At 57.3% G+C, this 19,749-nt stretch carries 16 protein-coding genes; 10 read left to right on the top strand and 6 right to left on the bottom strand.

Annotated elements, in window-relative coordinates:
- The first annotated feature begins 45 nt into the window (after positions 1-45).
- Both malP and malQ read left to right on the top strand, forming a co-directional pair.
- The gene (malP, locus tag MKleb_RS25710; protein ID WP_025107849.1) at positions 46-2,436 is read left to right on the top strand and encodes a maltodextrin phosphorylase; all 2,391 of its coding nucleotides are present in this window, start codon (positions 46-48) and stop codon (positions 2,434-2,436) included.
- Between the two features lie 10 nt (positions 2,437-2,446).
- Positions 2,447-4,540 carry a 4-alpha-glucanotransferase gene (gene malQ, locus MKleb_RS25705; protein WP_025107848.1) on the top strand — a complete coding sequence of 698 codons (2,094 nt, stop codon included), beginning with the start codon at positions 2,447-2,449 and terminating at the stop codon, positions 4,538-4,540.
- Between the two features lie 60 nt (positions 4,541-4,600).
- Here the strand turns inward: malQ and pckA are convergent, their stop codons facing one another.
- From pckA to MKleb_RS25680, 5 genes are all read right to left on the bottom strand, one after another.
- Positions 4,601-6,223 carry a phosphoenolpyruvate carboxykinase (ATP) gene (gene pckA / locus MKleb_RS25700; RefSeq protein WP_217076356.1) on the bottom strand — a complete coding sequence of 541 codons (1,623 nt, stop codon included), beginning with the start codon at positions 6,221-6,223 and terminating at the stop codon, positions 4,601-4,603.
- A gap of 348 nt (positions 6,224-6,571) precedes the next feature.
- Positions 6,572-7,456 carry an Hsp33 family molecular chaperone HslO gene (gene hslO / locus MKleb_RS25695; RefSeq protein WP_160741635.1) on the bottom strand — a complete coding sequence of 295 codons (885 nt, stop codon included), beginning with the start codon at positions 7,454-7,456 and terminating at the stop codon, positions 6,572-6,574.
- A gap of 18 nt (positions 7,457-7,474) precedes the next feature.
- Entirely contained in the window at positions 7,475-7,876 is a 402-nt protein-coding gene (hslR, locus tag MKleb_RS25690) for a ribosome-associated heat shock protein Hsp15 (protein ID WP_014227064.1), read from the bottom strand.
- 11 nt (positions 7,877-7,887) lie between these two features.
- Positions 7,888-8,559, bottom strand: a complete 672-nt coding sequence (gene yrfG / locus MKleb_RS25685; protein WP_029946960.1) for a GMP/IMP nucleotidase — start codon at positions 8,557-8,559, stop codon at positions 7,888-7,890.
- Between the two features lie 61 nt (positions 8,560-8,620).
- Entirely contained in the window at positions 8,621-10,750 is a 2,130-nt protein-coding gene (locus tag MKleb_RS25680) for an intracellular growth attenuator family protein (protein ID WP_046877919.1), read from the bottom strand.
- 327 nt (positions 10,751-11,077) lie between these two features.
- Here MKleb_RS25680 and nudE point away from each other — a divergent pair, with 327 nt between their 5' ends.
- On the top strand, positions 11,078-11,638 hold the full coding sequence (gene nudE, locus MKleb_RS25675; protein ID WP_004854946.1) for an ADP compounds hydrolase NudE: 561 nt from the start codon (positions 11,078-11,080) through the stop codon (positions 11,636-11,638).
- A gap of 145 nt (positions 11,639-11,783) precedes the next feature.
- On the opposite strand, the gene mrcA is transcribed toward nudE, so the two are convergent.
- On the bottom strand, positions 11,784-14,342 hold the full coding sequence (mrcA, locus tag MKleb_RS25670) for a peptidoglycan glycosyltransferase/peptidoglycan DD-transpeptidase MrcA (protein ID WP_009654857.1): 2,559 nt from the start codon (positions 14,340-14,342) through the stop codon (positions 11,784-11,786).
- A 117-nt stretch (positions 14,343-14,459) separates the two neighbouring features.
- Between mrcA and MKleb_RS25665 the strand changes: the two genes are divergently transcribed.
- The 7 genes from MKleb_RS25665 to aroB all read left to right on the top strand — a co-directional run bounded on the left by MKleb_RS25665 (position 14,460) and on the right by aroB (position 19,699).
- On the top strand, positions 14,460-15,251 hold the full coding sequence (locus tag MKleb_RS25665; RefSeq protein WP_047722860.1) for a type IV pilus biogenesis protein PilM: 792 nt from the start codon (positions 14,460-14,462) through the stop codon (positions 15,249-15,251).
- Entirely contained in the window at positions 15,248-15,787 is a 540-nt protein-coding gene (locus MKleb_RS25660; RefSeq protein ID WP_047722861.1) for a PilN domain-containing protein, read from the top strand. The genes MKleb_RS25665 and MKleb_RS25660 overlap by 4 nt, the downstream gene beginning before the upstream one ends.
- Positions 15,771-16,211 (top strand): HofO family protein, encoded by a 441-nt coding sequence (locus tag MKleb_RS25655; protein ID WP_025107843.1) that lies wholly within the window; start codon positions 15,771-15,773, stop codon positions 16,209-16,211. The genes MKleb_RS25660 and MKleb_RS25655 overlap by 17 nt, the downstream gene beginning before the upstream one ends.
- Complete coding sequence (locus MKleb_RS25650) at positions 16,201-16,608, top strand: HofP DNA utilization family protein (RefSeq protein ID WP_014839685.1); 408 nt, start codon at positions 16,201-16,203, stop codon at positions 16,606-16,608. Before MKleb_RS25655 ends, MKleb_RS25650 begins: the two co-directional genes overlap by 11 nt.
- The gene (gene hofQ, locus MKleb_RS25645; protein ID WP_025107842.1) at positions 16,517-17,758 is read left to right on the top strand and encodes a DNA uptake porin HofQ; all 1,242 of its coding nucleotides are present in this window, start codon (positions 16,517-16,519) and stop codon (positions 17,756-17,758) included. The genes MKleb_RS25650 and hofQ overlap by 92 nt, the downstream gene beginning before the upstream one ends.
- Before the next feature lie 270 nt (positions 17,759-18,028).
- Positions 18,029-18,550 (top strand): shikimate kinase AroK, encoded by a 522-nt coding sequence (gene aroK / locus MKleb_RS25640; protein WP_004106441.1) that lies wholly within the window; start codon positions 18,029-18,031, stop codon positions 18,548-18,550.
- A gap of 54 nt (positions 18,551-18,604) precedes the next feature.
- Positions 18,605-19,699, top strand: coding sequence for a 3-dehydroquinate synthase (gene aroB / locus MKleb_RS25635; RefSeq protein WP_004854923.1), 1,095 nt, complete (start codon positions 18,605-18,607; stop codon positions 19,697-19,699).
- Positions 19,700-19,749 lie beyond the last annotated feature (50 nt).

Raw genomic sequence — 19,749 nt, 5'->3', positions numbered from 1 at the left:
TCGGCACACTAACGCTAACGTTTTAGTAAAGGACCCGGATTACTTATGTCACAGACTTCTTTTAACAAAGCTCAGTTTCAGGCTGCACTGACGCGTCAGTGGCAGCATTTTGGTTTACAGTCCGCTTCCGAGATGACCCAGCGTCAGTGGTGGCGCGCCGTTAGCGGTGCGCTGTCCGAGCTGTTGTCGGCTCAGCCGGTAGCAAAAGCGGCCGAAGGGCAGCGCCACGTAAACTATATCTCCATGGAGTTTTTGATCGGTCGCCTGACCGGCAACAACCTGCTTAACCTTGGCTGGTATCAGCAGGTCAGCGATGAGCTTCAGGCCCACGACATTAATTTGACCGACCTGCTGGAAGAGGAAATCGACCCGGGTCTGGGCAACGGCGGTCTTGGCCGTCTGGCGGCTTGTTTCCTTGATTCAATGGCTACCGTTGGCCAGTCGGCGACCGGCTACGGCCTGAACTACCAGTACGGTCTGTTCCGCCAGTCTTTCGCTGACGGCCAGCAGATGGAAGCGCCGGATGACTGGGGGCGTAATAGCTACCCGTGGTTCCGCCACAACGAAGCGCTGGACGTGCAGGTTGGCCTCGGCGGTAAAGTGACCAAAAGCGGTGAGTGGATACCGGCATTCGTGATTACCGGCGAAGCCTGGGATCTGCCGGTGCTGGGCTACCGCAACAACGTGGCTCAGCCGCTGCGCCTGTGGCAGGCTAAGCACGCGCATCCGTTTAACCTGACCAAATTCAACGACGGCGATTTCCTGCGTGCCGAACAGCAGGGCATTGACGCCGAAAAACTGACGAAAGTTCTCTACCCGAACGATAACCATCAGGCGGGTAAAAAACTGCGTCTGATGCAGCAGTACTTCCAGTGCGCCTGCTCGGTTGCCGATATTCTGCGTCGCCACCATCTGGCGGGCCGCAAGCTGGCGGAGCTGGCGGATTATGAAGTCATCCAGCTTAACGATACTCACCCGACGATTGCGATTCCGGAACTGCTGCGCGTGCTGATTGATGAGCATCAGCTGAGCTGGGACGACGCCTGGGCGATTACCAGCAAAACCTTCGCGTATACCAACCACACCCTGATGCCGGAAGCGCTGGAGTGCTGGGATGAGAAGCTGGTGAAAGCGCTTCTGCCGCGCCACATGCAGATCATCAAACAGATTAACGACCGCTTTAAAACGCTGGTGGATAAAACCTGGCCGGGCGATAAGCAGGTATGGGCGAAACTGGCGGTGGTGCACGATAAACAGGTTCGCATGGCGAACATGTGCGTGGTGAGCGGCTTTGCGGTTAACGGCGTTGCCGCGCTGCACTCCGACCTGGTGGTGAAAGATCTGTTCCCGGAATATCACCAGCTGTGGCCGAATAAATTCCATAACGTCACCAACGGTATTACCCCGCGCCGCTGGATCAAACAGTGCAACCCGGCTCTGGCCGCGCTGCTGGATAAAACCCTGAAGAAAGAGTGGGCCAACGATCTCGACCAGCTGATCAATCTCGAAAAATATGCCGATGACGCGAAGTTCCGTCAGACGTATCGCGACATTAAGCTGGCCAACAAGGTTCGTCTGGCGGAGTTTGTGAAGCGGCGTACCGGTATCGAGATTAATCCGCAGGCGATTTTCGATATCCAGATTAAACGTCTGCACGAGTACAAACGTCAGCACCTCAACCTGCTGAACATCCTCGCGCAGTACAAAGAAATCCGCGAGAACCCGCAGGCGGACCGCGTACCGCGCGTGTTCCTGTTCGGTGCGAAAGCGGCGCCGGGCTACTACCTGGCGAAGAATATTATCTGGGCGATCAACAAGGTTGCCGCAGCGATCAATAACGATCCGCTGGTTGGCGATAAGCTGAAAGTGGTATTCCTGCCGGACTACTGCGTCTCGGCGGCGGAAATGCTGATCCCGGCGGCGGATGTCTCCGAGCAGATCTCTACGGCGGGTAAAGAGGCCTCCGGTACTGGCAATATGAAGCTGGCGCTGAACGGCGCGCTGACCGTGGGAACCCTGGACGGGGCGAACGTGGAAATCGCTGAGCAGGTGGGCGACGAAAACATCTTTATCTTCGGTCATACCGTGGAAGAAGTGAAAGCGCTGAAGGCCAAAGGCTACGATCCGCTGAAATGGCGTAAGAAAGACAAGCTGCTGGACGCGGTGCTGAAAGAGCTGGAGAGCGGCAAATATAGCGATGGCGATAAGCATGCCTTTGACCAGATGCTGCATAGCCTGCTGAAAGGCGGCGATCCGTACCTGGTGCTGGCGGATTTTGAAGCCTACGTGGCGGCGCAGAAGCAGGTTGATGCGCTGTATCGCGACCAGGAGGCCTGGACGCGCGCAGCGATCCTGAACACCGCGCGCTGCGGCATGTTCAGCTCCGACCGCTCGATTCGCGATTATCAGCAACGTATCTGGCAGGCAAAACGCTAAGGACAGGCCTATGGAGACTAAACGCCTTGATAACGCTGCCCTGGCGGCGGGAATAAGCCCAAGCTACATCAACGCTCACGGAAAGCCGCAGTCCATTGCTGCGGTGACCAAGCAGCGGCTGCTTGATGCGATGCATCGTACAGCGACCGCCGTGAAGGCGGCGGTTAACCCGCTGCCTGCGGTGCAGGTGTTCACCTACGGCAAAAAGATGTCTCTGCCGGTGGCGGGCCAGGGGGAGTTCCACTGGATCCTCACCACCGAAGAAGGGAAACAGTATCAGGGCCAGGCGCGCGGCGGTGAAACGCTGCCGCTGCCGGCAAGATTGCCGGAAGGGTACCACACGCTGACGCTGACTCAGGACGGCGACCGCTGGCACTGCCGGGTCATCGTTGCGCCCGCGCGCTGCTACGAACCGCAGGCGCTGAAGGATGGCAAGAAGCTGTGGGGAACCTGCGTACAGCTGTATACGCTGCGCTCGGAGAAGAACTGGGGGATTGGCGACTTCGGCGATTTACGCGCGATGCTGCCGGAAATCGCCCGCCGCGGCGGTGCGTTTATCGGGCTTAACCCGATTCACGCGCTCTATCCGGCTAATCCGGAGAGCGCCAGTCCGTACAGCCCCTCTTCACGCCGCTGGCTCAACGTTATCTATATTGATGTCAATGCGGTAGAGGATTTCCGACACAGCAAAGAGGCGCAGAAATGGTGGCAATCACCGGCTACGCAGCAGGCCCTGCAGGCCGCGCGTCAGACCGATGATGTTGACTACACCGCCGTGACCGCCCTTAAGCTCACTGCGCTGCGCATGGCCTGGAAAGGTTTTTCCGCACGTAACGATGAGACGACGGCGGAGTTCCGTCAGTTTGTGGCGCGCGAGGGGGAAAGCCTGTACTGGCAGGCGGCGTTTGACGCGCTGCACGCCTGGCAGGTTAAGCAGGATCCGCTGCGCTGGGGCTGGCCCGCGTGGCCGAAGGCTTATCAGGATACCGATAGCCCGGAGGTTAAAGCGTTCTGCACCGAACACGCCGATGAGGTGAATTTTTACCTGTGGCTGCAGTGGCTCGCTTTCACTCAGTTTGCCGAATGCTGGCATACCAGCCAGAACGACGCCATGCCGATCGGCCTGTATCGCGACCTGGCGGTGGGCGTTGCGGAAGGCGGGGCGGAAACCTGGTGCGATCGCGAGCTGTACTGCCTGAAAGCTTCCGTCGGCGCGCCGCCGGATATCCTGGGCCCGCTGGGACAAAACTGGGGCCTGCCGCCGATGGATCCGCATATCATCGTGGCGCGCGCCTATGAGCCGTTTGTCGAACTGCTGCGCGCCAACATGCAAAACTGCGGGGCGCTGCGCATCGATCACGTGATGTCGGTGCTGCGTTTGTGGTGGATCCCTTACGGTGAAACGGCCGATCACGGCGCCTATGTGCAGTACCCGGTCGACGATCTGTTGTCGATTCTGGCGCTGGAGAGTAAGCGTCATCGCTGTATGGTGATCGGCGAGGATCTGGGAACCGTACCGGTAGAGATAGTCGGTAAGCTGCGTAAAAGCGGCGTTTACTCTTACAAAGTGCTCTATTTCGAAAATGACCACGAGAAGACTTTCCGTGCGCCGAAGGCGTATCCGGAGCAATCAATGGCTGTGGCTACGACGCATGACCTGCCAACGCTGCGCGGCTACTGGGAAAGCGGCGACCTGACGCTGGGTAAATCGCTTGGCCTGTATCCGGATGCGGTGGTACTGCGCGGACTGTATCAGGACCGCGAGCGGGCGAAGCAGGGGCTGCTGGACGCTCTGCACCGCTACGGCTGTCTGCCGAAGCGTACCGGGCACAAAGCGTCGCTGATGGCGATGACATCGACCCTCAATCGTGGAATGCAGCGCTATATTGCCGACAGCAACAGCGCCCTGCTGGGCCTGCAGCCGGAAGACTGGCTGGAGATGGCCGAGCCGGTCAATATTCCGGGCACCAGCACGGAGTATCCAAACTGGCGTCGCAAGCTCTCCACCACCCTCGAGGCGATGTTTGCCGATGAGCAGGTGAATAAGCTGCTTAAGGATCTGGATAAGCGGCGTAAGGCGGCGAGTAAGAAGAAGCCTGCGTGATGTCAACGCGATAAAAAAGCCGGGAAGCGATTCCCGGCTTTTTCATTTCTGCGGACCCGATTAGCGTTTCGGCCCCGCGGCCACCAGCGCAGCGCCCGCCGGCGTATCGGTGTACTTCTCGAAGTTCTCAATAAACAGCTTCGCCAGCTGTTCCGCTTTCTCCTGCCACTGCTCCGGCGATCCGTAGGTGTTGCGCGGGTCGAGGATATGGGTATCCACGCCGGGAAGCTCGGTCGGGATCTGCAGCTCAAACATCGGCAGAGTGAAGGTTTCGGCGTTGTCCAGCGAACCATCAAGAATGGCGTCGATAATGGCACGAGTATCTTTGATAGAGATACGTTTACCGGTACCGTTCCAGCCGGTGTTGACCAGATAGGCCTGCGCGCCGGACGCCTGCATGCGTTTCACCAGCACTTCCGCGTACTGCGTCGGGTGCAGCGACAGGAACGCCGCGCCAAAGCAGGCGGAGAAGGTTGGCGTCGGCTCCGTAACGCCGCGCTCGGTACCTGCCAGTTTGGCGGTGAAGCCAGACAGGAAATGGTACTGGGTCTGGTCGGCGGTCAGGCGAGAAACCGGCGGCAGGACGCCAAAGGCGTCGGCGGTCAGGAAGATAACCTTGGTGGCATGACCGGCCTTAGAGATCGGCTTAACGATGTTCTCGATATGGTTGATCGGATAAGAAACGCGGGTGTTTTCGGTCTTCGAACCGTCGTTAAAATCGACGGTGCCGTCGGCCAGCACCACCACGTTCTCCAGCAGCGCATCGCGGCGAATCGCATGGTAGATATCCGGCTCCGCGGCTTCGGAAAGCTTAATGGTCTTGGCGTAGCAGCCGCCTTCGAAGTTGAAGACCCCGTCGTCATCCCAGCCGTGTTCGTCATCGCCAATCAGACGGCGTTTCGGATCGGTAGAGAGGGTGGTCTTGCCGGTACCGGAAAGGCCGAAGAAGATGGCGACATCCTCTTTTTCCCCTACGTTGGCGGAGCAGTGCATGGAGGCGATGCCCTTCAGCGGCAGCAGGTAGTTCATGATCGAGAACATCCCTTTTTTCATTTCGCCGCCGTACCAGGTGCCGCCGATGAGCTGAATGCGCTCGGTCAGGTTGAACGCGACGAAGTTCTCGGAGTTCAGACCCTGTTCTTTCCACTGCGGGTTGGTGCACTTGGCGCCGTTCATCACGATGAAGTCCGGTTTGAAGTTTGCCAGCTCTTCATCGCCTGGTCGGATAAACATGTTCTTCACGAAATGCGCCTGCCAGGCGACTTCGGTAATAAAGCGGACGCTCAGGCGGGTGTCGGCATTGGTGCCGCAGAAGGCGTCAACGATAAACAGACGCTTGCCGGAGAGCTGGCGGGTCACCAGCCCCTTCAGGTGCTGCCACGTTTCCTCAGAGAGCGGCTTGTTGTCGTTCTTGCCTTTGCCTTTATCAGCCCACCACACCGTATCGCGGGTGGTGTCGTCACGAACGATATACTTATCTTTTGGAGAACGGCCGGTAAAAATACCGGTATCTACGGCGATTGCACCAAGATTTGTTAATACGCCACGTTCATAGCCTTCCAGATTGGGGGCGAGCTCTTCTTCATACAAAGTATCGTAGCTGGGGTTATGAACGATATCCTGGACGTCATTGATACCATAAGCCTTGAGATCCTGCGGGGTTAAACCATTATTAACGCGCATGTCACTGCTCCTTAGCCAATATGTACTGCTTTAAATTGTAGGGTTTATTACGGGGTATAGACCGCGACCAGGCTCATAGATTTACGTATCTCGACAAACGGCGGACTTACGAAAAACGTTGTGACTCCTGTCACGAGGCGTAGGGGATTATCTCAGGAATTGGGGCATAGTTGGGGGTAGATGTTTCTTAATGGTTAAAAAGTAATTAAAAAAACTGTTGAAATGTGAATGTAATCGCTTACCTGAAAGAAAATTACGTAACTCTTTCATGGGGAATCGATTCACCACGCGCAGAAAAAGCGTTGACGCCAGGCGCGAAAAGGGAAACCGCGCCTGACGAAGCGATGATTAGTGGAGCTGCGGGTCGGCCGGGGAGGCGTTGTTACGAATTTCGGCAATATCCATCGCATTAAAGATGTAGTGATTACCGCAGTAGTCGCAGTGCATATCGATTTCACCTTCATCGGCCAGGATGCTATCGATCTCCTCATCCGGCAGCGTTTTCAGCGCGCCGGCGCAGCGCTCGCGAGAGCAGGTGCATTTAAACTCGACGTTCTGCGGCTCGTAAACGGTGACTTCTTCTTCGTGATACAAGCGCCAGAGCACATCGTTTGCTGGCAGGGTAAACAGCTCTTCAGCTTTGATGGTCTCAGTCAGGGTGCTCAGATGTTCGAAATCCGCCGCCTGTGCGTCCTGCGCCGGCAGAACCTGCAGCAGCATGCCGCCGGCCATCGGTTTACCGTCGTGTTCACCGCTACGAATGATCAGTCGGGTCGGCAGCTGTTCGGAGCGCTGGAAGTAATCTTCGAGGCAGGCCGCAAGGGTATCCCCCTCGAGACCGACCACGCCCTGATAGCGCTCGCCCTCTTCCGGAGAGATGGTAATGACCAGATATCCGTTACCGACCATGGTTTTCAGGTCCGCCCCTTCCGGGATCTCGCCCTGGACGCGGGCTACACCGCGCATCTGCTGCTGGTTGTTGCCGTTGATCACCGCCAGCGACAGCGGGCCATCGCCCTGCAGCTGAACGGTAATATCGCCGGCGAACTTCAGCGTGGCGGTCAGCAGGCTGGTGGCAACCAGCAGTTCCGCCAGCACGGTTTTCACCGGCTGCGGGTAGCTATGGTTGGTCAGAATCTGTTCTAAAGTTTCTGAAACGGTTACCAGCTCACCGCGTACGGCATAGTTTTCAAACAGATAGCGGTGTAATTGATCGTGTTGAGTCATAATCATCTCTCTTGCGGGCCACAGTTATTCACTATCGCCGTGTTTAAATCTCATCAGGTCGCGGCGCTCTTTCTTATCCGGTCGCCTGTCGGGATGCGGCATGGTTAACGCGTTCATCTTCCGCGCCAGCGCCATTTTCTCGCGTTTCTCGATGCTCTCCGCCGTCTCTTCATAAAGCGCGACGGCTTCACTGGCGGGTCTGCGCTGTTCGGTAATGCCCTTTACCACGATGGTTCGTTCGTCATTGCCCTGGCGAAGCAGCAGGGTCGCGTTCAGCTCGACCACTTTGCCCGGCTTACTGCGTTGTCCGTTATAGTGCACCTTGCCGCCTTCAATCATCTCGCGCGCCAGCGCACGGGTTTTATAAATGCGGGCCGCCCACAGCCATTTGTCCAGCCTGACGGCTTCGACGGGTTTTTCTTTCATGGCCTCTCCTGTTATAGGGTCAGCGAGGGGATCAGATGCCGGTAGTCATTCAACCCCGGATGGCGAGCGTAGCTTTTTTCCGCCAGCCCGGAATCGGGGTTGGTGATACCGAGGCAATAGCGGATGCCGTACTCCGCCGCCGCGTCCAGAATCGCCTCGTTATCGTCGACGAAGAGCGTATTACGCGCGTCGAAGCCGGTTTCTTCAGCCACGGCGTGCCACAGCCGCTGATCTTCTTTCGGATAACCAAATGTGTGGGTGGAAAGCAATAAATCAAGGTGTGCATCCAGCCCGGTGTGCTTTAGCTTCACCGCCAGATTATGCGGATGGGCGTTGGTCAGCAAAATCCGCCGTTTGCCGCTGTTTTTTAGCGCCTCGAGGAACGGCACGGTATCTTCACGCAGCGCGGCCCTTGGCCCCTGCTCGCTGGTCATCGCACAAATATCCAAACCCAGGCGCTCGCTCCAGTAGTCCAGGCAGTACCAGTTTAGCGTATGTTGCACCGCGTGGTACTCCTGGCGCATTGCGTCCCTGGCTTCCTGCAGGTTGAGACCCCGCGCGGCGCCCCAGGTTTCCGGCACCAGTTTTTGCCAGAAGTAGTTGTCGAAGGCGAGGTCGAGCAGCGTGCCGTCCATATCCAGCAGAACGGTATCAACCTCCTGCCAGGCGATATCAAAATGCATGGTGAGTCTCCAGCGAGGGGGAAATTGCGCGACAGGGTATCATACCCGGTCGCGCAGAGAATTATTCTTGCGGTTCCGGCGAGGAAAGGAGATCCGGATTCAGGCAGCTTTCGTAGTATTTCTGAATCTCTTCCTGACGCTGGCGATGGCGCTGATAGCGACGAAAAGCCTGGAGGCCGTGATACGCCGTGCAGCCCAGCATGGTCAGCAGCAGCAGAGTGGTGCCGAGATAGCGCCACAGACCGGTGCGATCGGGAATACGATGCAGGTTGATGTGCTGCGTCCCGTTGGCATCGGTATAAAGATTGGTGACGATGCCTTCTGCCTGGAACGGCGTGTGCATTAACATGCCCGCCAGGCGCTGCAGTTCGCTCCACTGCTGGTGTGCAGGGAAGTCGTATAACCCGGTGCCTGGCCATGGCTGATTCACCAGGTCGCTGCCTTCATCGCTGGCAATCAGGAAACCGCCGGGCGCCGGGCTATTCAGCGCCTGCGCCGCGCGCGAGGTTTCACGGCTGATGAACGGGGCGGTGGAGGTGGTGACCAGATTCTCCAGCGACTCCGCGCTTACCGGGCGTAACAGGACGTTGACGCCATCCAGCTTGCCCGCGTTTGCGCGTTTGGTCAGGGTTTCCCAGTTGCGGGTATTACCGAGGTTAACCAGCGCATTCTTCAAACGAACGCAATCGTCTTTCGCAGAGCACAGGTCGTTAGTTTTGGTGACGATATCGCCAAAGTCATCCAGCAGCACCATGCCTGACTTCTGAATGGCGGAACGCAGCGCCGGGCTGACGCGCGAATCGTCATCGGATTCGGGATGGAGCTGGCGCTGAACTGTCTGCATCAGGGCGGTGGCTTTACTGACGATATCTGACTCCGGCAGCGGCAGGGGAGGGGCATCATTCCAGACGATTTGTGAACAATCGAACGGCATAAACGGCGAGTTCTCTTTTGCCGTCCAGGCGCCCGGCGAGTGGATGTTGCACATTCCAGTGCCTTTCAGGCGCAGCGTGTCGCCGATGCGAATCTTTGACTTCTCCAGCTGGGCAACCGTCGTGGCTTCGATAGTTTGTGCGCCCTTGAGCCATGAAAGGGTGAATTTAAAGGGCATATTCAGCGGTACGCTGGCCCACAGCATCACGACGACCAGCAGCGCGCCCAGGGCGATAATCGCGCTGCGGAGCCAGTACTGAAGCGGGAAGTTTTTAACCTCATCATGTAGCGACAGGAAGCGCCCCTGGCGGACAACGTGGCGGCTAAGATAGATGTCGATATCCGTTTGTTGGCCGAGGTCCTGCGCGATCCACGGCTGCCAGTGGCGCGGGTAGATAAGATCGATAATACCGAGGGAAATATTATTGATATGTTCCTGGTCGTTTTCACCAAACAGCCCCCAGCGTTTAGGCATGCCGCGCAGGCAGTGAATTTCCCGCAGCGATGTTTTACGTGGGGGGGCGTAAATACCCCATATGCCCGCAAGCAGGAGAAGCAACCCGCCGCCCAGTAGCCAGGGGGAAAAAACGTTGGGAGTCATCAGGCTGCAATAAAACAGCAGGAAAGCGGTGACCACCAGGATGGCTTCGCGCAGACCGTCAGGGCGGCTGAGCGCGTACTCTTCAGGGGTTTCCGGGCGGATGTTCAGCAGCTCAATTTGTTCGCTCTCTTCTCCGCGGATGGAAGCCTGAGGCACGGAGGATTTTTCAAGCGCCAACCCTCTGGACTCGTGCGGGTAGTCGCTGAGAGTTTGCCCGTTGAGAGCAATCACCAGCGGCAGGCTATCGGTGGAGATTAATTCGACGCTGTTTTCATCATTGATGTGTTGTTCCCAGAAGGGGGGAAGATGAATTTCCACGGAATCAAGGAAGTAGCGCCATTTGTTGAGGTCGTCGGTGGTGATGCCGTAACGAGTGATGGCTCGGGTGACGCTATAAACGGTGCCGCTCTGTTCGTTCAGGGTCAGGTTTACCGGCGCGCTGCTGGCGCCTGATGCCGGCAGCTGCTGGTTGCGGCTGAGACGGTCGAGGTATTTTTCTACGGCGCTGCGCTCTTCATCGGAAAGCTTGCGCGTCGCGGCATCGCTAAAGGCCTGCAGCAGCGGCAGGCGACGACGTCTTGCATGCGTGCGATACCACCACCCGATAAGCAATGCGCAGATTAGCAGAGCTATCAAAAATATCAGAAAGGTGCCCATGCCCATCCCATCATAGTTATTCTTTTCTTACTGGTATCGTCGGTTGCCATTCATCAATGGAGGTAAAACAGCCGTCGCAATCGGCACTCTGTTAAAGCGGGAACATCTCTTATGCAAAGCAGCAGCATACAACCTTATCAAAAACGTTAAAATCCAGGAATCAGTATATTCTCAAATACTATTCAACCTATTGACTTTTTAGTCATTGTGATAATCGGGCTCGGGACGGGAAAGTTGCAACTATGTAAATTAGTAGCGATTAGGATTGCCGAAACCGTGCTGCGTATCGCACAATGGCCGCTGTAATCACAGCATAGACCGATGACAATGAGCAAATCATTACAAAAACCCACTATTCTCAACGTTGAAACAGTCGCGCGTTCGCGCCTTTTTAATGTTGAAAGCGTGGACCTCGAGTTCAGCAACGGCGTGCGCCGAGTGTATGAACGGATGCGGCCTTCTACCCGTGAAGCCGTGATGATTGTGCCGATTGTCGATGACCATATAATCTTGATTCGCGAATACGCTGTCGGTACGGAATCCTATGAGCTGGGCTTCTCAAAAGGCCTGATCGATCCGGGTGAAAGCGTACTGGAGGCCGCCAACCGCGAGCTAAAAGAAGAGGTCGGCTTTGGCGCGCAAAAACTGACGTTTTTGAAAAAGCTGAGCATGGCCCCCTCCTACTTCTCCAGCAAGATGAACATTCTGGTGGCGGAAGATCTTTATCCGGAATCGCTGCCCGGCGACGAGCCCGAGCCGCTGCCCCAGGTTCGCTGGCCGCTGTCGCAGCTGATGACGCTGCTTGATGAAGAAGACTTTAACGAAGCGCGTAACGTTAGCGCGCTGTTCCTGCTGCGCGAATGGCTGCAGGCTCAGGGGCGGCTGTAGCGTCACTCCCGGATAACGAAAAATGCCCCGCGGCGGGCCCCACGGAGCCGTTGCGGTAGGTCGTGGTAAAGGCGCCAGCCGTGGCACGATATCTACAACCGGTTTTCCGTCAGCCAAAAAAAAGCGCCCGCAGGCGCTTTTTTTGTCAGAACAGTTCGTGGGTTTCCCCCCCGCCATCGGTAATGGTGGTGCCGACTTCATGAACCGCCTGCTGGGTAGGCTGAGTGCCCTCAATAAAGTACTCAGCGCGGCTGTTACCGCCGCTGGCCAACTGACCGGTACTGCGGTCAATGTTGACCGTAATAATACCCGGCGGCGGCGTAAGCGGTTCTTCCGGTACGCCTTGCAGCACGTTTTTCATAAAGTCATCCCAGGCCGGCTGAGCGCTTTTGGCGCCGCCTTCATAGCCCGATATCTGATCTTTGATTGCCCCGGAGGCGGTGGTGCGGCCAAGGTCGCGACGGTGGTCATCGAAGCCAATCCATACCGACGTCACCACGCCAGGGCCGTAGCCCGAGAACCACGCATCTTTTGAACTGTTGGTGGTCCCGGTTTTGCCGCCGATATCGTGACGCTGCAGATCGCGTCCCGCTCGCCAGCCGGTGCCCATCCAGCCCGGTTCGCCGAAGATATTAGTGTTCAGGGCGCTTTTAATCAGGAACGCCAGCGGGGTGTTGATCACGTGCGGCGCATACTCCGGTGCGCCACTTTGCGCCACCAGCGACTGGTTCGCCTGCGCCAGCTGCGGCTGCGGAGGAACGCCAGGGTTTTGCGGGTCCTGAGAGGTCGCTACGTCCTCAACGTCTTTGTTCTCGAGCACATCGGACTTCGGCGTATCGCCATAAATCACCGGAATATTGCACTGCGGGCAGGCAATTTTTGGCCGCTCTTCAAAAATGACGCCGCCCTGATCGTTCTCGATTTTGCTGATGAAATAAGGGCTGACCAGGAAACCGCCGTTAGCCATCACCGAATAGCCGCGAGCAACCTGAAGCGGGGTGAAAGACGCGGAGCCCAGCGCCAGCGATTCTGTCCGCACGATGTTCTGCGCCGGGAAGCCGAAGCGCTGGAGATACTCAGCCGCGTAGTCCACGCCCATGGCGCGCATCGCGCGAACCATGACAACGTTCTTTGATTGACCCAGCCCCTGACGCAGGCGGATAGGGCCCGCATACTGCGGCGGGGAGTTTTTTGGCCGCCAGTCGGAGCCGGAGCCGGCATCCCAGCGGGAAATCGGCACATCGTTGAGCATGCTCGCCAGCGTTAAGCCTTTATCCATTGCCGCTGTGTAGAGGAACGGCTTAATGTTAGAACCGACCTGGCGCAGCGCCTGAGTCGCGCGGTTGAACTTGCTCTGGTTGAAATCGAAGCCGCCGACCAGCGCAATGATCGCCCCGTTTTGCGGGTTGATCGATACCAGCGCCGAGTTGACATCAGGCACCTGCGATAGCCACCAGCTGCTACCCACCTGGCGGACCCACACCTGCTGCCCGGCCTGTACCACATCGTTCACTTTACGCGGCGTGGCGCCCTGTTGGGTATCAGAGATAAACCGACGCGCCCAGCGGACGCCTTCCATATTCAGCGACACCGAGGTGCCGTTGCTCATGAGTGCGACGGCTTCCTGCGGGCTTGCCGAAGTGACTACCGCCGGAGAGAGCGGTCCGGTACTCGGGGTTTTTTTCAGGGTATCGAGGATTTTCTGGTTATCCCACGGCGTTTCGCCCACCTTCCACAGCACCTTTTCCGGGCCGCGATAGCCGTGGCGCATGTCGTAATCCAGCACGTTATTCCGCACCGCCTGCTGGGCTGCCTGCTGATTTTTACGGGTAATGGTGGTGTAGACGCGATAACCGTCTTCATAAGCCTGCTCGCCGTAGCGGCTGACCATTTCCTGACGCACCATTTCGCTAAGATACGGGGAGGAGAAGGCGATTTCCGGCGTATGGTAGCTGGCGTCAATCGTCTGGCTACGCGCTTGATCGTACTGCGACTGCGTGATGTAGCCTTCGCTCAGCATCCGTGAGAGAACAACGTTGCGGCGGGCGGTTGCGCGATCCATGGAGTAGAGCGGGTTAAACGTCGACGGCGCTTTAGGCAGGCCCGCAATGACCGCCATTTCGCTCAGCGTAAGCTGGTCGACGGATTTCCCAAAATAGACCTGCGCGGCCGCGCCGACGCCGTAGGCGCGGTAGCCAAGATAGATTTTGTTCAGGTACAGCTCAAGGATTTCATCTTTATTGAGCAACTGCTCGATGCGGATCGCGAGGAAGGCTTCTTTCACCTTACGCATCAGCGTCTTCTCAGGGCTCAGGAAGAAGTTGCGCGCCAGCTGCTGAGTAATCGTACTGGCGCCCTGCGAGGCGTGGCCGGAGAACATCGCGACGCTGGCCGCGCGGAAAATTCCGACCGGGTCAACGCCATGATGCTCATAAAAACGGCTATCTTCGGTGGCGATAAACGCTTTTATCAGCTCAGGCGGCATTTGCTGCAGCGTGACGGGAATACGGCGTTTTTCGCCATATTGCGCAATCAGCTCGCCATCCGCGCTATAGACCTGCATCGGGATCTGCAGGCGCACATCCTTCAGGGTTGCGACGTCGGGGAGCTGCGGCTCTATATATTTATAGAGACCAAAAATCGAGCCTGCTCCCAGCAGTACGCAACAGACTGCAAGGATAAAAAGATACTTTACGAACTTCACCGGAGATTTCTCATTTAGTTTTCATTGGGCAGTTTATAAACAAACGCGCAGTAGTATAAAGGCAAGCCTGGAGCATTGATATATCGAAGCATATCGGCGGATAAGGAGATCGTAGGCATGGCTTTTAGAAACTGGCGCATAGGAATGCATATTCAGCAGGACCATATTGCTATCGTCGCGTTATTACTCGAGCGTTCACGCTGGGCGCTACGTCGCTGGTGGAGTATTCCGCTGATGCCCGGCACCGTGCGGCAGGGCATCGTGGTGGACGTTGAGTCGCTGGCCCGCCAGCTGCAGCCCTGGCGGCGGGAGCTGCCTTTGCAGCATCAGGCGTGTATTGCCTTCCCGGCGGCGCGAACGCTGCAAAAGCAGCTTCCGCGCCCGCAGATTTCATTACGAGAAAGCGAGCAGGCGACCTGGATCGCCAGCGCGATGGCGCAGCAGCTGGAAATGCCCGCGTCATCGCTCTGCGTCGATTATGTGGACGCCAGAGCGGCCGATGGCTGGCGGGTCACCGCCGCGCAGCGCCTGGATATTAACGTCCTCGGCCAGCTGGCAAGCCGCCTTAAGCTGAAGGTGGTCGGAATTGTGCCGGACGCCAGCGCGCTTGGCGCCTTTTTCCCCTGGCTGCCCGTCGAGGTTCAGGGGCTGGCGTGGCGTGACGAAGCGAGCTGGCTTTGGGCGACCGCCGATAGCTGGGGATGCTGTCCATGCAGCGACGTACCCTCTTTTCCCGGCCTGGTTTCCCGGGTGAACGCCGGAGAGTTTCGCCTTTGCAACTCTGCCTCGCTCGACGGGCAGAATTTTGACGCATGGAGCGTCATTCATCGCCTGCAGCCCCCGCTCCCGGCCCGTGGCGATAGCTTTACCGTTGCCCTCGGCCTGGCGCTGGGAGCGGGTCAGCCATGAGCCACATCGTTAACTTCCTTCCCTGGCGCGAAACGCGTCGACGGCAACGTCTGCGGATGGCAGGACTGCTGATTGTGGGTTTGCTACTTATTCTGCTTGTGGCGATCCTCGCCTCACGGCTCAACAAACGGGCCAGCCACTCGCTTGAAACGGCGAGGATAAGCGCTGACGACCTGCTTTATAGCGCATTACAGCAGCGTGAACGCGCCATGCGCCAGCGCCTGCAGCAGCAGGAACAACGGCGCCTGCGCTATCTGCGGCGCGAGAGAACCGCCGCCTGGCAGCCAACGTTACAGGCGATAGCGTCGCGTATGCCGGAGCACGCCTGGTTAACGCTGCTGGAATACCGACAGAATACCCTGGTACTGAGCGGACTCACGTTGCATCTAAAGGGGCTGGCTGAGCTTGAAAAGGCGCTGGGGAGCGTTGCCGGCTTGCGTCCGCCAAAGGCGGGAGAAACGCACCGCGACAGCGAAGGGCGCTGGTTATTTCACTTTTCCATGGCCGAAGAGGACGACAATGCAGTGGGACGTTGAACGTTGGCTGACGGGGCGCAAATATCTGTTCATGATATCCGTCGCTCTGGTCCTCATCGCCGTAATCGGGTTCTGGCTACTGCTGCCTCTCCAGGCAGAAACGTCGGCGGGGCGCTCGCCGCAGGTACAGGCGCAGTGGCGAAAACTGCTGCCGCTGCGTAGCGCTTTACAGACCGCCGGCATGGAGGAAGACGCGACCCAGGTTTTTACGCCTATTGATCTTCCGATTGCCGGGGCGACGCTTATCGCCTGGCGGCCAGGGGGCTCCGCAGGCGAGATGCAGCTGGCTGTTGACTGGCAAGCGGTGCCCGCGCTCTTTTCCTGGCTGGCTCGCTGCGGGATGCGCGCTACGGCTTTCTCCCTGCAGCCGGAAAAGCAGGCGTTACGGTTGACCCTGCATCTGGAGGCGGAAGATGCGCCTTAAATGGTGGTGTTGGCTGCTGTTCCCGCTCCCGCTGCTGGCTGAAGAGCGCGATCCGTTTCAGCCCCCGGTGGACCGCTGCCGGACGGCGCAGCTTAGCCAGTGGCGCTACGGCGGTGCTATCGGCGATTCGCTGGCGCTTATGGGTATCGTGCAGGATAGCGCCGGGAAATGGCGTCGCGTGAGGGCGGAGGCGATTTTGCCCACGGGCTGGCGGGTGACGCGCCTGACGCCAGAGAAAATGACAATATCAACCGGTCCTGGGTGTGAACCCGCACAGTGGGTCTGGCTGCGAAAGGGAATAAAGAATAATGCGATGGACAAGCCTGCTGTTTCTGCTCCTGCCGCTGATGGTCGTCGCGGCCAAAAAGGATCTTCCCGTGTCGCTGGTCGTCGATGATGCGCCGGTGTCTCAGGTACTGCAAACGCTGGCGGAGCTGAAGCAAAAAAATCTCGTGGTGGCTCCTGACGTCAGCGGTACGGTATCTCTTCATCTGAAGGAGGTGCCCTGGTTACAGGCGCTGCGCTCGGTTATCGACAGCGCCGGTCTGGCCCTGACTCAGCAAGGTTCGGTCCTGTACGTGCACACTCAGGCGTGGCAAAAGGCGCAGCGGCTGCAGCTGGAAGCGGAAAAAGCAAAGCGCCTGCAGAATCTTCCTTTGCAGGGGCATAGCGTGACCTTGCATTATGCGGATGCAGAAGATTTAGCGAAGGCGGGTGAAAAACTGCTCAGCGCTCGCGGGCATATGATGGTCGATAAGCGAACCAACCGCCTGTTGATTCGTGATGATGCCCGGCACCTCCCGGCGTTAAAAGCGTGGGCCCAGGAAATGGATGTGCCCGTCGGCCAGGTTGAGCTGGCGGCGCACATCGTCTCAATAAGCGAAACCAGCCTGCGCGAACTAGGCGTTAAGTGGAGCCTGGCCGACGCCAGCAGCCCGCCGGGCTCCGGTAAATTAACCACCTTGAGCAGCAACCTGGCGGTAGGGGATGCCAGCACGAGGGCCGGGTTTAACATCGGCCGTATCAGCGGGCGGCTTCTGGAGCTGGAACTTTCCGCGCTTGAGCAGAAGCAGCAGGTGGACATTATCGCCAGCCCTCGGCTGTTGGCTTCCCATATGCAGCCCGCCAGCATTAAGCAGGGCAGCGAGATACCTTATCAGGTCTCCAGCGGCGAAAGCGGGGCGACCTCCGTTGAGTTTAAAGAGGCGGTGCTGGGGATGGAGGTGACGCCGACGGTGCTGCATCACGATCGCGTGCGTTTAAAACTCAGGATTAGCGAAAATACGCCGGGCCAGGTGCTCAAACAGGAAAATGGTGAAGCGCTGGCTATCGATAAACAAGAAATAGAAACGCAGGTTGAAATGAAAAGCGGCGAGACCCTGGCGTTAGGCGGGATCTTTGCGCAGAAAAATAAAACGTCTCGCGATGGTATTCCTCTCCTTAGCGACATCCCCTGGCTTGGTCAGTTATTTCGCCGTGACGGTAAGGATAACGAACGACGTGAACTGGTTGTCTTCATCACTCCACGTATTCTGGCAGTGCATTAAGCGGGTTTTTCATGCTAAACACGTTTCAGGTGTTTGACGTGAGGACGGATTTAGCATACAAGGGGTACCGATTTGAGAGTCGGGTACGACATCAATCCTCCCTTTCTTGTCCGGTGATTTATTCTGTTGCCAAACCAGCCGGAGTATTGAGATAATTTTTAGTCTGACTCTCGCTCTAATTGCATATGAGGTTTCAGTTCATGTCCTGCTGCGCTGGGTGTCTGCGAAGCGGGTTTACCATTAACGAATAGTCTTAGTAGTACCGAAAAAATGGCAGAGAAACGCAATATCTTTCTGGTTGGGCCTATGGGTGCCGGCAAAAGCACTATTGGGCGCCAGTTAGCCCAACAGCTCAACATGGAATTTTACGATTCCGATCAAGAAATTGAGAAACGCACTGGCGCAGATGTGGGTTGGGTCTTTGATGTAGAAGGCGAAGACGGCTTCCGCGACCGTGAAGAAAAAATCATCAATGAGTTGACGGAAAAACAGGGAATCGTGCTGGCAACCGGCGGTGGCTCTGTAAAATCCCGTGAAACGCGTAACCGTCTCTCCGCCCGCGGCGTGGTGGTCTACCTGGAAACAACTATCGAAAAGCAGCTTGCCCGTACGCAGCGCGATAAAAAGCGTCCTTTGCTGCAGGTTGATGCTCCGCCTCGCGAAGTACTGGAAGCGCTGGCGGATGAACGCAATCCGCTGTACGAAGAGATTGCAGATGTCACTATCCGCACTGACGATCAAAGCGCGAAAGTGGTAGCAAACCAGATTATTCATATGCTGGAAAGCAACTGATTCTGGCTTAATAAAGTGCGTCAGAGTAAAAGCAACTGAGGTGGACGTCGCGTTATGGAGAGGCTTACTGTAACCCTCGGGGAACGTAGTTACCCGATTACCATCGCGGCTGGTTTGTTTAACGATCCAGCTTCCTTCCTGCCACTGAAATCAGGCGACCAGGTCATGCTGGTCACCAATGAAACGCTGGCGCCGCTTTATCTGGATACCGTACGCTCCGTACTTGAGCAAGCGGGCGTAAAAGTCGATAGCGTGATTCTTCCCGACGGCGAGCAGTTTAAAAGCCTGGCGGTGATGGATACCGTTTTTACCGCGCTATTGCAAAAACCACACGGCCGCGACACGACGTTAGTGGCGCTCGGCGGTGGGGTGATTGGTGATTTAACGGGATTTGCAGCGGCCAGCTACCAGCGTGGCGTGCGCTTTATTCAGGTTCCTACCACTCTGCTGTCGCAGGTGGATTCTTCGGTCGGCGGCAAAACGGCCGTCAACCATCCTCTCGGCAAAAACATGATTGGCGCCTTCTGGCAGCCGGTTTCTGTTGTTGTCGATCTTAACTGTCTCAAAACGCTGCCGAAGCGTGAGCTCTCTTCCGGCCTGGCTGAAGTGATCAAGTACGGCGTTATTCTTGACGGCGAATTCTTCGACTGGCTGGAAAATAATATTGATGCATTGCTGGCGCTGGATGAAAAAGCGATGGCGTACTGTATCCGTCGCTGCTGTGAGCTGAAAGCTGAAGTTGTCGCCGCCGACGAGCGCGAAACCGGGTTACGTGCTTTACTCAATCTTGGCCATACTTTTGGTCATGCTATCGAAGCTGAGATGGGCTACGGTAACTGGTTACATGGTGAAGCGGTCGCTGCCGGTATGGTGATGGCGGCGCGTGCATCCGAACGTCTGGGGCGGTTTAATCCGCAGGATACGCAGCGCATTATTCATCTGCTGCAGCGTGCTGGCTTGCCGGTAAGTGGCCCGCAGGAGATGGCAGCAGAGGCGTATTTGCCCCATATGATGCGTGATAAAAAGGTGCTGGCGGGCGAGATGCGGCTGGTGCTACCCCTCGCGATAGGGAAGAGCGAGATACGCGGCGGAGTCCCGCATGATGTTGTTCTTGGCGCGATTGCTGATACTCAGCAGGCGCAACAATAAGAAGGTCTGGCCGCGTTCGCGCGGCGTTATCATTTCGGGTGACGTGCAAT

Source organism: Klebsiella sp. PL-2018 (assembly GCF_019048985.1).
Taxonomy (GTDB): domain Bacteria; phylum Pseudomonadota; class Gammaproteobacteria; order Enterobacterales; family Enterobacteriaceae; genus Klebsiella; species Klebsiella michiganensis.
The sequence above is the reverse complement of the archived record's forward strand: the minus strand, read 5'-3'. Positions and strand labels throughout refer to the sequence as shown.